The organism is Flavobacterium cheonhonense (assembly GCF_035671315.1).
GTDB lineage: Bacteria > Bacteroidota > Bacteroidia > Flavobacteriales > Flavobacteriaceae > Flavobacterium > Flavobacterium cheonhonense.
In genome coordinates this window covers 182,303-198,176 of sequence record NZ_JAXAVY010000001.1, presented here as the reverse complement: position 1 = coordinate 198,176, position 15,874 = coordinate 182,303, and the positions used below count along the sequence as shown (strand labels likewise).

Here is a 15,874-nt window from a genome sequence, read left to right as displayed (position 1 = left end):
ATCATCATCAAAAAACGAACAAATCATGTTACAAAACTGGTTACACATATTTTTATTCCAAATCAAAAACAACAAGCTTTTTACGGCTTTGAATGTTTTAGGATTAAGCATTGGAATAGCCGGACTCATTTTTGCCATTTTGTATTGGAACGATGAGCACAGTTACAATGCTTGGAATCCCGAGAAAGAAAAGGTTTTTGAATCTATTAGTAAAGTCAGCGAAGACGATTATTGGGCAAGTAATGTAGCAGCGTTCGAACCCTATTTCAAAAAAGATTTCCCCGAATTAGACACGTATTGTTATTTCGACAATTGGTATTTTGAAGAAATCATTCAGTACCAAAACAAAAAGGAAATCGTTAAGATTACCGATGCCCAAAAAACATTCTTCGAGTTCTTTCCGTTTACCTTTATCAAAGGAACGGCAAAAAGCGCTTTGCAAGACAATGCCAGTATTGCTATTTCTGATAAAACAGCGGAACGATTATTCGGTTCAGAAGAGCCGATAGGTAAAATGGTGACTTACTCAGGCCGAAAATTAGTGGTAAGAGGTGTTTATACTATTCCCGGAAAATCCTCTATGGCTCCGAATGCCGTTACTTGTTTGATGGACGGCCGATTGGTAGAAAACAAGGACAATTGGGGTAACTTCAATTACGGCTTGTTGTTAAAACTCAAAAACCCGGCCGACAAAGACAAAGTAAGCGCTCGTATGGTGAAAATTCTTCACGAAAATCGAGCGGTTCGTTGGGCCAAAGAAGAAGGGTTAACCATAGCCGAATGGATGAAAAAAAATGGTCCGGGCAAAACCCAAATCATTTTAGAACCACTCAAAGACGCCCGTTTACACGCCATAACCGAAGGCTATGCAGAAGGCAAAGGCAACTATCAGTTTTTGCTGATTATGCTGGGTTTGTCGGTTTTGATTTTAGTCTTGTCGATAGTGAACTATGTCAATTTAGCCACAGCCAATGCCATCAAAAGAGCGAAAGAAGTTGGTGTTCGTAAAATTTTAGGCGCTTCCAAAGGCAATATTGTCAAGCAATTTTTGTTTGAAACGGTGCTTACGGTGTTGTTTGCCATTTTGCTGTCGTTGGTGTTGGTGGAACTTTCTTTGCCTTATTACAATGAGTTTTTGGGCAAGAAGTTACTCATTCATGGCAATCAATTTTATGGGCAATTGATTTTGATTTTTGTTTTGACTATTGTTTTAGCAGGCATTTTTCCGGCGATTTATGTGTCCAATTTTGAAACTTTAAAAGTGTTGAAAGGCAATTTCGGGCGAAGCAAAAGCGGCATTTGGCTCAGAAATACGATGTTGATATTGCAGTTTTCGATTGCCACGTTCTTTATTATCGGGTCCTATATTGTTTACCAACAAATCCAATACATCAGCACCAAAGATTTGGGTTTTAAAGGCGATAAAGTTGTCGCCATTTCCTATCGCAATCCCTACGATTGGCGCGAGAAAGATTACTTGGCCAAACTCACCAATCGCTATAATTTGATTAAAGCCGAAGTGTCTAAAATAAAAGGCGTGGCGCAAGTGTCTACCGGTGCGTTTTCTTTTGGCTCAACCAATGGTTCTACGTCGAGTTTTGTTTACAAAGAAAATACGATTCAAGGCCGTAATATGGGTGTCGATTTCGGGATGTTGGAAATGATGCAAATCCAACTCAAAGAAGGTCGCTTTTTGTCGGATAAAATAGCTTCCGACACCATCAATTCGATGTTAATTAACGAAACCACTTTGAAGATGATGAACGAGAAAAACCCAATCGGGAAAGAAGTGGATTGGAACGGCAATAAACTCAAGATTATCGGAGTGGTTAAAGATTTCAACCTGTTCGGGCCGCAAGCGGAGATTCCGCCGATGGTGTTTTTCCACTTCAAAACCATCGATTGGATGTTGCAAAACGCGAGTAAAATTCATGTCAAAATTAGTGGAGATAATCCGGAGCAGACCTTAGCAGAGATTGAAAAATTCTGGACTAAAAAAGTCGACACAGAATATCCGTTTAGTTATGATTTTGTAGACAAGGCGTATGCGCGGACTTACGAGACTTACGTCAAACAAAAAAACTTGTTTGCATTGCTGAATGTTATCGTAATTCTGATTGCGCTTTTTGGTTTGTTTGCCTTGGCTTCCTATTCTATTCAGCGACGTATGAAAGAAATTGCCATCCGCAAAACCCTAGGCGCAGAAACCGGAGTTTTGCTCAAAGAACTATCCAAACAGTACATCATTTTTTGTTTAATTGGGTTTGCCATCGCACTATTTCCGGTGTATTATTTACTCAACAAATGGTTGGAAAATTTTGCTTTCCGCATTGAAATTAGTTTTATGCCATTCGTTATTGGGTTTGTCATTTTATTGCTGTTGACGCTGTTAGTAGTGCTTTCCAGAGCCTATCACGCTACCCGATTGGATGTGTTGAAATACTTGAAATATGAATAAAAAAGTTTTTTTAATTGTTTTACTGTATACGTTTTGCCCTTCTGTATTTGGTCAGGATAATTCCTGGCCATTGCAGAAATGCATTACCGAAGCCATGAAAAACGCCATCGAAATTAAAATTGAACAGCTCAACGTAAAAAAGGCACAAAAGCAACACAATTCAATCGTTAACCAAATGTTGCCCAATGTTTCGTTTACCGGAAATCAAAGCTATAATTTTGGGTCAACTATCGACCCGGCTACGAATGGCAGGGTAAGTTCTAACATCCAAAACGACAATTTCTTTTTGAATGCTCAAATGAATCTCATCGATTTTAAAGCCTTTGCCACCGCTCAAAAAACCAAAATAGAGATAGAGAAAGCCAAAGCCCAATTGGCCATTATCGAAAACGAATACCAACTTCAAATTTTAGAAAGTTACTACCAAGCTTTGTTTACCCAAGAGTTGTTGATGATCCAAAAAGAGCAATTCAAAAACGCACAATTCAACCTGAACCGAGTGACCAAGGAAGTCGAAATCGGCAGCAAACCCAAAAGCGATTTATACGATATCCAACTCAGTTTTGCCCAAGAAGAATTACGCATGATGGAAACCGAACAGTCGTTGTTGCGCCAAAAAACACAGTTGTTTCAACTCATGAATGTGAACGATGTGGCTGTAGCCGAAGTGATATTGGAAAATGCTATACCGGCTGATAGCGATGCAGTAAACCAATCGATTTCAAACCCTAAAATTAAATTTGCCGAACTCAATTACCAAAGCATTCGCAAAGATACTCAGTTGGAAAGAGCCAATAATTTACCAACGCTGACCACCTATTACGGTTTTTCGACTTTCTATTACAAACCACTGAACCAACCCAATGCAGTGGTAGCCGATTTTAACCAACAAATCAGTGACAACAAGAATCACCAATTGGGTATCCAGCTCAATGTGCCGATTTTTAACGGTTTCCGAAACAATAAAAGAATCTCTGCAGCCAAACTGGAAACCGAGAAATCCCAATACGCTATAGCGCAGGAAAAGTTGAAAGTGGATAACCAAATTGTCCTCGAAAATCAAAACCGCAATAATTACCAAAAATTATTTGCCAAACTCCAAGAAACCAAATCCTACGCCGAAGCTTCTTTTCGCACTTCACAGGCCAAATTTTCTTCCGGAGTGATTGATGCCATCGTGTTTTCGAGTGTTAAAAATCAGTGGCTGAATGCCGAATACGATTTGCTTAAAAACAAGTTGCAACAACACTATGTGGCTTTAAAAATCAGCTTGCTCAACGGAAACACTTTCTAATGTTTTTTAGCCTATTATTGTATCAATATTTTCAATTCATTAACGATTGTTTCCAAACATTTCGTATTATCTTTGCAATCTAAATTCAGTTTAAATAAAAGAAACTGAAAGATTTAAATTTAGTACGAAATGAAATTAGATAGAAAAGAAATTTTGGCTGCTTTGGAAACCATTACCATTGCAGGCGAAGGCAAAAATATGGTCGAAAGCGGTGCCGTAAAAAACGTGCTGACTTTCGGTAACGAAGTAGTTGTTGATTTAGTTATTGCAACACCGGCCATGCACATCAAGAAGCGTGCGGAAGACGATATCAAAAAACTCATCCACGATAAATTTTCACCCGAAGCTGTGGTGAAAGTGAACATCAAAGTGGAAACGCCTGAGCAAAATCCGAATCAAATCAAAGGCAAACCCATTCCCGGTATCAGCAATATTATCGCTGTTGCTTCCGGTAAAGGCGGCGTTGGTAAATCAACTGTAACAGCCAATTTAGCGGTGTCTTTAGCCAAAATGGGCTTTAAAGTAGGGGTATTAGATGCTGATATTTACGGACCAAGTATGCCCATCATGTTCGATGTGGAAAACGAAAAACCGCTTTCTATTGAAGTCGACGGCAAATCCAAAATGAAACCTGTAGAAAGCTACGAAATCAAATTGCTTTCCATCGGATTTTTTACATCACCCAGTCAGGCTGTAATTTGGCGTGGCCCAATGGCAGCTAAAGCCTTGAACCAAATGATCTTCGATGCTGCTTGGGGCGAACTCGATTTTATGTTAATCGATTTACCACCGGGAACCGGCGACATTCACTTGTCCATCATGCAATCGTTGCCTATCACAGGTGCTGTAGTGGTAAGTACACCGCAAGCCGTAGCTTTAGCCGATGCTAAAAAAGGGGTTTCCATGTTCTTGTCGGACAGCATCAATGTTCCGGTATTGGGTATCATCGAAAACATGGCCTATTTTACGCCGGAAGAATTGCCAAATAACAAATATTACATCTTCGGCAAAGAAGGCGCGAAAGACTTGGCAGCCGATTTAAACGTGCCGTTCTTAGGCGAAGTGCCATTGGTACAAAGCATCCGCGAAGCCGGAGATTACGGTCGCCCTGCAGCCTTACAAACTGCTTCGGTCATCGAGAATGTATTCGAAGAAATCACCCGTAATGTAGTGCAGGAAACGGTAAACAGAAACGAAAGTTTACCGCCTACTGAAGCGATTAAAATCACCACCATGGCCGGTTGTTCGGCTGTGAAGAAATAGACCGGTTAGACTTCTTAGATTTTTAGACTTCTTAGAAAATGAAGTATTTTAAAATCTAAAATGTCTAATAATCTAACCATCTAAAATGTCTGAATTATGACTAACGAAGAATTAATTGTCAATATCGAAAAAGCACTAGACGAAATCAGACCGTTTCTGAATTCTGATGGCGGCGATATCAGCTTGGTTTCTATAGAAGACCAAAAACACGTTAAAGTACGTCTTCAAGGCGCTTGTACTTCTTGCAGTTTGAGCGTGAGCACCATGAAAGCCGGGGTGGAAACCACCATCAAAAAGTACGCGCCGCAAATCGAAACCGTAGAAAACGTAGTTTAGTCATTTTGTCCTAATGTCTACACTGAGCACAGTCGAAGTGTAGGGCGTTACCCTGCGGGTCGGGCTATTCGTTGCAATCTTTTCGGGATTGATAATCCCAAAAAGGATTTCCACTTCTATCCCTAACGCGAATGTAGCTTGGTATGACAAAAATCATAAAATAAAAGTTCGGGTTTAAAGACCTTAGCGCCTTTGAATCATAGAACCTCAGAATCTCAAAGCATGATAGAAACAGATATACTGATCATCGGAGCCGGACCAACAGGTTTATTCGCTGTTTTTGAAGCCGGTTTGTTAAAATTAAAATGCCACATTATTGACGCTTTGCCGCAACCCGGCGGGCAGTTGGCCGAATTGTATCCCAAAAAACCCATTTACGATATTCCCGGTTATCCCGAAGTATTGGCGGGCGATTTGGTGAACAATTTAATGGAGCAAATCAAACAATTTCAGCCCGGATTTACCTTAGCGGAAACCGCGGAAACCATCGATAAATTAGAGGATGGAACGTTTATCGTGACCACCAACAAAGGCACCAAACACCACGCTAAAGCCATCGCTATAGCCGGCGGATTGGGTACTTTTGAACCGAGAAAACCCGAAATTGAAAACATCAGTTGTTACGAAGAAAAAGGCGTAGAATACTTTGTGAAAGATCCGGAATTGTTCCGCAATAAGAAAATTGTCATTGCAGGCGGTGGCGATTCTGCCTTGGATTGGAGTATCTTCTTAGCCGATGTGGCTTCAGAGGTTACCTTAATCCACCGCAGAAATGAATTCCGAGGCGCTTTAGACTCGGTAGAAAAATTACAAGAATATAAAAAGTTAGGCTTGGTGAATTTAGTAACACCGGCTGAGGTAGTTCGCTTACACGGCGATGACCATTTAACTGCCATTACCATCAATTCCGATGGCCAAGAGCAAACCATCGAAACTGATTATTTTATTCCGCTTTTCGGGTTAACGCCAAAATTAGGAGCTATCGCCAATTGGGGATTGGAAATTGAGAAGAACGCGATTAAGGTCAACAATGCACTCGACTACCAAACGAACATTGACGGTATTTATGCCATAGGCGACGTTAATATTTATCCTGGTAAATTGAAGCTTATTTTGTGTGGTTTCCACGAAGCTACCTTAATGTGTCAAAGCGTTTATAATCGCTTAAATCCCGGCAAACGTTACGTGCTAAAATACACTACAGTTTCCGGTGTTGACGGTTTTGACGGTACTCGAAAAGAAGCAGAAAAAGCAGTAGTAAAATCAATCGACTAATGGCACAAGACATCACTATTAAAATTACAGATCGCGACGGTGTCACGCATGAAGTGCAAGCGCCAACCGATATGAATATGAATATTATGGAGTTGGTTCGTTCATACGAATTGGCTCCCGAAGGAACTATCGGCATTTGCGGAGGCATGGCCATGTGTGCTTCTTGCCAATGTTATGTTTTAAATGATATTCCGTTACCGGAAAAAAATCCTGATGAAGAAGCTATGCTTTGGGAGGCTTTTAATGTGAAAGATAACAGTCGTTTAGGATGTCAGCTGCACATTACGGAGGACATGGACGGACTAGAGATTGAATTGGCTCCGGAGAGTTAGAAAATAAAAAAGGCGAGAAGTATAAAATTCTCGCCTTTTTTTTATGCAGTTGATTGTTCGTTATTCTTTAATAAATTGTACTGTTTTAGTAGCTTTATCTTTGGTGATTTTCACAAAGTAAACACCTTGTGAGAACGATTCGGTGTTGATGGTTAAGTCAGCTTCTGTCGAAACATTTACTTGTTTAACCAATTGGCCTAAAGTATTGTAAACTGCGAAGGCATCAGGTAACTCCTCGTTGATAGAGATAGACACAAAATCGGAAGCCGGGTTAGGATACAATTTCACTTCATACATCCAACCGAATTCTGAAGTGCCCAACGATTGACAACCCAAAGAAGAAGCTAAAGTATTTCTTCTCGGTGAGTTTTGCATTACGGCTAGTATTCTCGCTTTTTGGTTTAAAGTAAAGATGTTCATACAAGCATCGTTAGTATAATCCATATAGTTTTCTACCATGTCTACACCGGTAGAAGAAGGACAAGAGTCATAAGTGTCTAAACAATCATAATTTTCCCAACCTGCGGCAGGAGTGTCTGCACAGTAGTCAGTGTTGTTGGTACAATTTATAACACCGGCAACCTGAGAACCACCGTCTCCCCAAATATGTCTCAATCCGAAACAATGTCCAATTTCGTGGGTAGCTGTTCTTCCTAAATTATAATCAGTGAAATAAGAACCTTGATTTGGGGCTACATCAGCAGAACCAAAACAACGGTAATCAATGATTACACCATCTGTATTGGCGGCACCTCCATTAGTATTTAGTCCGCTTAAACCGGAATTACTTGGGAATTGTGCGTATCCTAAAACGCCGTCCAAATCACCACCAAATTGGCATACCCAAATATTGAAATACTGGGTTGGATCCCATTGAGTTTGAGGTTTTAAAATGGTTTCAACATTAGTTTGGTTCCAAGTTGTGTTACCTAAGTTAACACGGTTTATACCATTAGTAGCCACTCCGTTCGGGTCTCTTTGAGCCAAACAAAACTCAATTTCTACATCGGCACCAACTGCATTAGTATTGTATCCTGGCGTATCCAACATTCTTCTGAAATCTTGGTTCAAAACGGTAATTTGAGACAAAACCCTTGCGTTAGAGATATTTCTACCGGTTCCTACATTTTGTCCGCTATGAATCACGTGAACGACTACCGGAATAGTAATTACTACATTAGGTGTTCTGCCGGTTGTCAATCTTTCTTGGATTTCGGCTACTTTGGGAGCAATCCATTGCTCGAAAGCTTCGGTATTGGCTCTCTCTGGGTCGTTGGCTCTTAGAAAGTGTTCGTATTCATCTGTAACACATCTTATTGAGCCGTTTGAAGCATTAATACTTCTTACCGGAGTTCCGAAAACACTTCTGTTGGGCGTGTTTTGGTTTTGGGCAAAAAGCATAGTGCTGAAAAGTAAAAGCGTAAAAGTTCTTAACATATTCATTATGGTTATTGGTAATTTATAAAATAAGTCGGCTAATGTAATAATTTATAAACTTTTTTAAATAAATAATTTAAAAATTAACTTCAACAGATAAATAATTTTCTTAGAATTGAAAATGTTACAGTCCTAATTTTGTTTTGGCCAAGGGTAAAATACGCTCCACAAATTTCGCATAAGCCTGCGTTGAAGGATGCAAACCATCGGTCGCCACCAATTCGGGTTGTAATAGACCAAGTCGCGTAATGTCTGTGATATAAACATAAGAAATGCCGTTGCTTTCGCAATAGGCTTTCGCAAAGGCATTGTATTGGTAAACACCTTCTGAGATTGAAACGGAACCTTGTCCGAAAGGCGTATAAGCATAATCAGGAATGGAAACTACGATTACCCTATTTTTGTTTCCTCCGGCTTTGGCAATAGCAATGTCCACCAACTCCGGAAATTCCTGTTCGTACAGGCTGAAAGGTTTGCCTTGGTATTGGTTATTGACTCCTATGAGTAAGGTGACTAAATTGTAATCGTTAGCCGGGTTTTGAGCCGCTATAGAGGTTTTTAAATTGGTCGTGGTCCAGCCGGTTTGCGCAATGAGTTTAATTTCGAAATTATCGGCAGTGGTTAAGTATTGTCCAAGACTGTCTTTTAGTTGTTCCGGAAAACGACAAGTTTCACAAACACTTTGCCCATAAGTATAACTATCTCCTAGGGCCAAATACTTAAACAATCTTGGTGTTGGCGGAGGGGAGGTTTGTTGGTCTTCGGAACAGCTGTTCAAACCGAAAGCCAAACCAAAAATTACAAGCATTTTAAAAATGGATTTCATCATTGAATTTTTGGTTTGACTCTTATCTTTAAGCAAGCTCTAAACGGGCTTCGATTTTTTCTTCAATAGCATTCCAAAGTCCGATTCGTTTTTCCAACGCTAAAACCGAAACTTCTTCTACTTCCTTCCACTTTTGGGTATCGTCTTGGCAAAGTTCGTTTATCATTTGCATCGCCATCGGACCGTGTTCGTCGGCATCCAATTCGATGTGTCTTTCAAAGTAATAAATCAGTTTGTTTAGATCCACATCCGGGAAATTTTGCTGAAAGTTTTTCAGGATTTCGGTAAACATATTCGGAATCAAATCTTCGCGACCAAAGGTAAACGCAGCGGCAATTTTATGTACTTTGCCTTCTTCAATTACTCGGAAGGTAAAATCGAGAAACGCCTTAACATTCTCATGTAAATCACTTTGTTTAATGGCGATGAATACGTTTTTAGTGTCGACTACATTCTTCAAAAAGGCTTCCAATTCGGAAGTTGAAGCACCGCAACTTTGCATCGCTTCCACATACATTTCAAAATGACTCAAGCGTTTCCCGTCTAAAGTCAAATCGCTTTCTTCCGCCAATACAATTTCGTTAATCAAATAACGGGTTTCCGGATTTTCCGAGGCAAACCAAGGTGTTGTAGTGCAAGTTAGTTTGTTTTGCAAGGCTTTCAGGAGCGACATAAAGTCCCAAACCGCATACACATGACATTCTAAAAACTGACGCAAATCGTCCATCGTTTTTACTTTTTCATACAGCGGATGTTGCAACAATATATCTTTTTGTGGTTGGATAGTTTGATTAATAGTGGTGATAGTCATAACTTTTTTTTAGTATTTACGTTCCGTAAATCAATATGGATTTATCGAAACAAAAATAAAAATGCTTCCCGTAATGGAGAAGCATTTTGTATCAATTTTATTGATTGTTTAATATTTTATTTGAAGGCCGGCATACCGGTAATATCGGCACCGGTAATCAGCAAGTGAATGTCGTGTGTACCTTCGTAAGTAATTACACTTTCTAAGTTCATGCTGTGGCGCATGATAGAATATTCTCCGGTGATTCCCATTCCACCCAAAATTTGACGGGCTTCGCGGGCAATATTAATCGCCATATCCACATTGTTTCTTTTCGCCATCGAAATTTGAGCCGTAGTCGCTTTGCCTTCATTTCTTAAAACACCTAGTCTCCAAGTCAACAATTGTGCTTTGGTAATTTCGGTAATCATTTCAGCCAATTTCTTTTGCTGTAATTGGGTAGCGGCAATCGGTTTGTCAAACTGTATTCTTTCTTTGGCATAACGCAAAGCGGTATCGTAACAATCCATAGCAGCACCAATAGCACCCCAAGCAATACCGTAACGAGCCGAATCCAAACACATCATCGGAGCACCAAGACCTGATTTACCCGGTAATAAGTTTTCTTTCGGCACTTTTACATTGTCAAAAATCAATTCGCCCGTAGCCGAGGCACGCAACGACCATTTGTTGTGTGTTTCCGGCGTGGTAAATCCTTCCATACCGCGTTCCACGATTAAACCGTGAATTCTACCTTCTTCATTTTTGGCCCAAACTACTGCGATGTCAGCAAACGGTGCATTTGATATCCACATTTTGGCGCCGTTCAACAAATAATGGTCGCCCATATCTTTAAAGTTGGTCACCATACCGCTTGGATTAGAACCATGATCAGGTTCCGTCAATCCGAAACAGCCCATGAATTCACCTGTCGCTAATTTTGGCAAGTATTTCATGCGTTGCTCTTCAGTACCGAATTTCCAAATCGGATACATCACCAAAGACGATTGTACCGATGAGGTCGAACGCACACCCGAGTCACCTCTTTCAATTTCCTGCATGATCAAACCATACGAAATTTGGTCTAATCCTGCACCGCCATACTCCTCAGGAATATACGGACCAAATCCACCTATTTCCCCCAAGCCTTTGATGATTTGTTTTGGGAATTCCGCACGTTGTGCATAGTCTTCAATGATAGGAGAAACTTCACGCTTCACCCAAGCACGCGCAGAATCACGCACTAATTTGTGTTCTTCCGTTAATAAATCATCCAATAAATAATAATCCGGAGCTTGAAATAAATCTGGTCGCATAGTTTAAAATTTGGTTTACGAAAACGTTTGCAAAGCTACACAATCTAAGTTAAAATCTCAATCAACAATTGTTATAATTTTTTGAAGCTTATCCGGCTGTCCGCTCTATCTTTTTTGTTTTGTCATGCTGAGCTTGTCGAAGTACAAAACAAAAAAGGATGCCGCTGCCATCCGGGCTAGGGCATTGGCTTTACGCTCAACGGTCGAGTTTTTGAAACGCTTTTTTTTTTTCAAACAAAAAATCAGCCATTTCCAGTACGTCTTGGCGTTCTGCTAAAACAGTTGCTCGGGTATCGGCTTCACAATAGGCAATGAACAACTCTATTTCTTCCGGTTTTAATTTGAGGCTGTTCAGGTAAAAGTTGCGGTCGTAATGACTGCTGAGGAAATCTTTAAAACTAGGTGGCGGAACAGGTTTTTGCTGCGGTTCTTTGTCTTTGTTTTTGAACCAATTGGATATGCCTTTAAACATCCGTACAAAATCGACACCATTTTCAATAGTGCCGTCATAAACATTAACAACTTTTAAGGCATTGGCTTGTTTGGATAATTTAATGGCATCAATATCACCTTGAGTGATTTGCACTTTTAGGCTTGACTTGTTCACAATTTCAACATCTTCCAAGGCTATGGGTTTCTTTTCAATGGTAATCGTCAATTGGTTTTGATTGAAATATGTTTCGGTAATTTTGAGTTTGAAATCGAGGTATTCTTTGGAAAGTATGTACAGTTCATCGCCTAAAGCAACACCAATACTAAAATGCCCTTGGCTGTCTGTAGTGGTGCTTTTTTTTGTAGTCAAGTTGACAAGGTCGATATTGGGAATACCTTTTCCTTCGCAAACTATTTTTCCGGTTACCACTTTTTCGTTTTGAGCTAAACAAAAGGTTGTCGTAAAAAGCAAAAAAGTAAAGAGTAGTGTTGGTTTCAATAATCAGACTTTAAAGATGGAACCTCTAAAGTACTATTTTCATTTTCGCCAACTGATAAAGTAGTGTTAATTAAGATTTTTTTACCAACTTGACAATCTTACATTTTCAAGTAAAAATCTTTAGTCAATGCAATATAGTCTTCGGTGTATTGGTGTCTGGCCGTTTCGATGATCAATTCGTCAATCGGCAATTTATGGGTTTCAGCAAAGGAAAAAGCAACTAAGCTTCGTTTGATTTCGGATGTCGGTGTGCCTTTCACTCGGGTAATTTTGAGCGGAAATAAATCACATTCTTTAGCCAAAGCAATTAATCTCGCTTCTTCTTTGTGCGGTACAATCACAGCTAAAACACCTGTTTCGGAAAGCAGTACGGAAGCAGCTTCCACCAAATCTTCAAAAGGTAAAGCGTCTTGAAAACGCGCTAAATCTCTCGATTCATTTTCGGTTTTGTAATCTTCATTGTAAAATGGCGGATTGGAGACTATCAAATCGTATTGCTGCGCCAGTTCGCTATCGCTCGTGTCCTCATCTTCCAAATCGTCCATAAAATCATCGAGTGAGGCGTGAAAACAAAACAAACGGTCGTTCCAAGGTGAGTTTTCAAAATTGTCTACGCATTGTTCAAAGGCGTTTTCGTCTATTTCTATGGCGTCAATATGCTCGGCCTGACTTCTTTGGGCCAACATCAATGCTATTAATCCGGTTCCGGCACCAATATCCAAAACGGAAAAAGGGCGGTGGTCAATCGGCGCCCAAGCGCCAAGCAAAACCCCGTCGGTGCCTACTTTCATCGCGCAGCGGTCTTGTTGGATGGAGAATTGTTTGAATTGGAACAGAGACATCTTAGATTTCTTAGATTGGTTAGACCTTTTAGATAATTTGAATCTAAGAGCGTAGCGATTCTAACTTTCTAACGCGAAGCGGTCTATAGCGAAGCGTTTCTATAAATACATTTCAATTAAGCCTTCCGGTAGATCCATGATGACTTTTTTGTTTTGTCTGTCGATTTTTACCAAGAATTGGTCAATCATTGGAACTAATATTTCTACAGTACCGTTTACCACTTCAAATAAGGGTTGCGCTGTAGTGTCATTGATGGAGACTATTTTTCCGAAAACACCGAGGCGTTTATCTTCGATTTCAAAACCAATGACTTCGTGGAAGTAAAATTTGTTACCTTCGAGTTTTGGTAACATCTTCAAAGGCAGGTAGATTTCGCAGCCAATGAGTTTGTCGGCTTCCTCTTCGGAATCGACATCTTCAAATTTGACACGTAGGAAATCGTTTTTGTGCAGGTTGCTGTGTTCAATAAAAAATGGAACCAGATCTTTGTTGAATTCAACAAATACTGATTCCATATTTTCATATAATTCGGGTTCGTCGGTGTCTAAATAGACTAAGAGTTCTCCCTTGAAACTGAATTTTTTGGCAATTTTACCTAAATAGAAACAATCTTTTTTATGCATGTTGCCTAAAATAGATTAAGCTTCTGTCTCTTCGCTTGCTTCTTCAGCAGCAGGAGCTTCTTCAGTAGCTTCTGCTACAGTCTCTTCAGCAACTTCAGCTACAGTTTCTTCCACTGCAGTTTCAGCTACAACTTCTTCAGTAGCTTCTTCTGCTACTTCAGCAACTTCTTCCGCTTTAGCAGCTTCAGCAGCAGCGGCAGCACGTTTGTCGTTAGCTTCTTTTTCAGCTTTTAAAGCTTTGGCTTTAGCGGCTTCTTGTGCTTTAGATAAACCTTCTTTTTTAGCGGTTACTTTGTTTGCTTTTTCTTCCAACCATTTAGCCAATTTAGCATCAGCTTGTTCTTGAGTCAAAGCGCCTTTGCGAACACCTCCGTCTAAGTGGTGTTTCATTAAAGCTCCTTTGTAAGAAAGGATAGCTCTGGCCGTATCAGTTGGTTGAGCACCATTGTGTAACCATGTTACTGTTTGATCCAAGTTCAAATCAATAGTAGCAGGGTTAGTGTTTGGATTGTAAGTTCCTAATTTTTCTAAGAATTTACCATCTCTTTTTGAACGAGCATCAGCGGCTACGATCCAATAAAAAGGTTTCCCTTTTTTTCCGTGTCTTTGTAATCTAATTTTTACTGACATAATCTTTTTGATTAATTTGAGGTTCTCGACCTCGGTTATTTAAGGGCGCAAAGATAATCTTTTTTCGCAAACAAACTAATTGAAAATTATATTTTTACGGCCAAAGCCTTGTAATAACTAACTTTAACGTTATTTTTTTAAAATTTAATTAGCATTTTTATATTAAAAAGTTATTTTTGTGGAGAAATACATTGAAAAAATGAAAAGATTTTTGTCCCTAATTTTAATTGCTGCGGTAATGACTTCTTGTCAAGAAGACGTCAAATTCAACGATCCGGGTTTACAAGGATTGAAGGATGATATTTTCTGGACCGCAGGCGATACCAGAGCCTACCTCGATGCTAACGGAAGACTTTCCATAGAAGCCAAGACCCAATTTGAGACGTTGACTTTAAACACAAGTGGCACTAATGAAGGTACCTATGTTTTAGGAACAACTAATGCCAACAATTCAGTTACTTATTCGTCAACTATTGATAATGTTGACTTGGAATATGCGACCGTAGCGGTACCGGGACCGGTTAATGCCATTACTTCATTAAACGGAGGAACAGGTTACAGCAGTGGAACATCGGTTTTAACTACCGGAGGTTCAGGAAGTGGTTTAAGTGTGAATATAGTAGCCAATGCTTCAGGTGTTGTAACCAGTGTAACATTAGCTTCCAGAGGTAATTTTTATGTAGCCGGTGATTTGATTACAGTAGTAGGAGGAAATTTAAATTGCAAATTCCGTGTGCAAAATGTACAAAACAGTAACGGTGAAATTAAAATTACAGAATACGACAACGTAAATATGACGGTTTCCGGAAAGTTCAAGTTCAATGCGGCCAATGCGAATAACAGTCCGTTTGGCGGTCCTATTTTGAACTTCCAATACGGTGAGTTCTACAAAATACCGGTTTTTCCATCTATTTAAGTATCAGTTCGTTCAAAATAATAAGCCGTCAACAGACGGCTTTTTTTATTTATTCGCAATTAATTCACTTTTATGGTGTTTTGCGTTTTATTTAAGGTTACCTTTGTCAAAATTTAAAAATTAAAATATGAACATTTTTGTTGGGAGTCTTCCGTTTAGTATAGACGAAGCAGATTTACGAGATTCTTTTGAAGTCTATGGAACGGTTAATTCCGTAAAAATTATTACTGATAAATTTACTGGAAGAAGTAAAGGATTCGGTTTTGTGGAAATGGAAAATGATGCGGAAGCTCAAAAAGCAATCGATGAGTTAAATGGAGCTACTGTAAGTGGTAGAACTATAGTGGTAAACAAATCAGAGCCGAAACCGGAAGGGGAAAGAAGAAGCTTTAACAATAACCGTGGAGGTTATAACGGAGGTGGAAATTCTCGTGGCGGATATAACGACAGAAACAGCGGCGGAAGATACTAATCCGAAAACGCTTACTATAACTCAAAAAACCATTCGATGCTTCGGGTGGTTTTTTTGTTAATAACTAAAGTTGATTTCCTAAGTCTGAAAACGTATTTTTGAAATTGTTCCGAAGATTGTTCGTTTGCCCAA

Annotated in this window: 16 protein-coding genes; 8 read left to right on the top strand and 8 right to left on the bottom strand. The window is 39.6% G+C overall.

Annotated elements, in window-relative coordinates; genetic code table 11:
- The first annotated feature begins 25 nt into the window (after positions 1-25).
- From SK086_RS00830 to SK086_RS00805, 6 genes are all read left to right on the top strand, one after another.
- Entirely contained in the window at positions 26-2,458 is a 2,433-nt protein-coding gene (locus tag SK086_RS00830; protein ID WP_290873074.1) for an ABC transporter permease, read from the top strand.
- Positions 2,451-3,752, top strand: a complete 1,302-nt coding sequence (locus tag SK086_RS00825; protein WP_324689032.1) for a TolC family protein — start codon at positions 2,451-2,453, stop codon at positions 3,750-3,752. Before SK086_RS00830 ends, SK086_RS00825 begins: the two co-directional genes overlap by 8 nt.
- A 129-nt stretch (positions 3,753-3,881) precedes the next feature.
- Complete coding sequence (locus SK086_RS00820) at positions 3,882-5,015, top strand: Mrp/NBP35 family ATP-binding protein (protein ID WP_324689030.1); 1,134 nt, start codon at positions 3,882-3,884, stop codon at positions 5,013-5,015.
- A gap of 96 nt (positions 5,016-5,111) precedes the next feature.
- Entirely contained in the window at positions 5,112-5,351 is a 240-nt protein-coding gene (locus tag SK086_RS00815; RefSeq protein WP_324689027.1) for a NifU family protein, read from the top strand.
- Between the two features lie 222 nt (positions 5,352-5,573).
- Positions 5,574-6,626, top strand: coding sequence for an NAD(P)/FAD-dependent oxidoreductase (locus tag SK086_RS00810; protein WP_324689025.1), 1,053 nt, complete (start codon positions 5,574-5,576; stop codon positions 6,624-6,626).
- Entirely contained in the window at positions 6,626-6,958 is a 333-nt protein-coding gene (locus SK086_RS00805) for a 2Fe-2S iron-sulfur cluster-binding family protein (RefSeq protein ID WP_290873087.1), read from the top strand. Before SK086_RS00810 ends, SK086_RS00805 begins: the two co-directional genes overlap by 1 nt.
- A 60-nt stretch (positions 6,959-7,018) precedes the next feature.
- Here SK086_RS00805 and SK086_RS00800 read toward each other — a convergent pair whose 3' ends face one another.
- The 8 genes from SK086_RS00800 to SK086_RS00765 form a co-directional block, all read right to left on the bottom strand.
- The gene (locus SK086_RS00800; protein WP_324689022.1) at positions 7,019-8,401 is read right to left on the bottom strand and encodes a T9SS type A sorting domain-containing protein; all 1,383 of its coding nucleotides are present in this window, start codon (positions 8,399-8,401) and stop codon (positions 7,019-7,021) included.
- A gap of 118 nt (positions 8,402-8,519) precedes the next feature.
- On the bottom strand, positions 8,520-9,224 hold the full coding sequence (locus tag SK086_RS00795; RefSeq protein WP_324689020.1) for an SGNH/GDSL hydrolase family protein: 705 nt from the start codon (positions 9,222-9,224) through the stop codon (positions 8,520-8,522).
- 25 nt (positions 9,225-9,249) lie between these two features.
- The gene (locus SK086_RS00790; RefSeq protein WP_290873108.1) at positions 9,250-10,032 is read right to left on the bottom strand and encodes a DUF3050 domain-containing protein; all 783 of its coding nucleotides are present in this window, start codon (positions 10,030-10,032) and stop codon (positions 9,250-9,252) included.
- 116 nt (positions 10,033-10,148) lie between these two features.
- On the bottom strand, positions 10,149-11,327 hold the full coding sequence (locus SK086_RS00785) for an acyl-CoA dehydrogenase family protein (RefSeq protein ID WP_290873109.1): 1,179 nt from the start codon (positions 11,325-11,327) through the stop codon (positions 10,149-10,151).
- A gap of 196 nt (positions 11,328-11,523) precedes the next feature.
- Positions 11,524-12,258 carry a hypothetical protein gene (locus SK086_RS00780; protein WP_324689016.1) on the bottom strand — a complete coding sequence of 245 codons (735 nt, stop codon included), beginning with the start codon at positions 12,256-12,258 and terminating at the stop codon, positions 11,524-11,526.
- Positions 12,259-12,356: 98 nt separating this feature from the next.
- Positions 12,357-13,094 (bottom strand): tRNA1(Val) (adenine(37)-N6)-methyltransferase, encoded by a 738-nt coding sequence (locus tag SK086_RS00775; protein WP_324690432.1) that lies wholly within the window; start codon positions 13,092-13,094, stop codon positions 12,357-12,359.
- Between the two features lie 105 nt (positions 13,095-13,199).
- On the bottom strand, positions 13,200-13,724 hold the full coding sequence (gene rimM, locus SK086_RS00770; RefSeq protein WP_324689014.1) for a ribosome maturation factor RimM: 525 nt from the start codon (positions 13,722-13,724) through the stop codon (positions 13,200-13,202).
- 15 nt (positions 13,725-13,739) lie between these two features.
- The gene (locus SK086_RS00765; RefSeq protein ID WP_324689012.1) at positions 13,740-14,354 is read right to left on the bottom strand and encodes a 30S ribosomal protein S16; all 615 of its coding nucleotides are present in this window, start codon (positions 14,352-14,354) and stop codon (positions 13,740-13,742) included.
- 199 nt (positions 14,355-14,553) lie between these two features.
- Between SK086_RS00765 and SK086_RS00760 the strand changes: the two genes are divergently transcribed.
- Together SK086_RS00760 and SK086_RS00755 are read left to right on the top strand one after the other, a co-directional pair.
- Positions 14,554-15,270, top strand: coding sequence for a DUF6252 family protein (locus SK086_RS00760; RefSeq protein WP_324689010.1), 717 nt, complete (start codon positions 14,554-14,556; stop codon positions 15,268-15,270).
- Positions 15,271-15,397: 127 nt separating this feature from the next.
- Complete coding sequence (locus tag SK086_RS00755) at positions 15,398-15,742, top strand: RNA recognition motif domain-containing protein (protein ID WP_290873119.1); 345 nt, start codon at positions 15,398-15,400, stop codon at positions 15,740-15,742.
- Positions 15,743-15,874 lie beyond the last annotated feature (132 nt).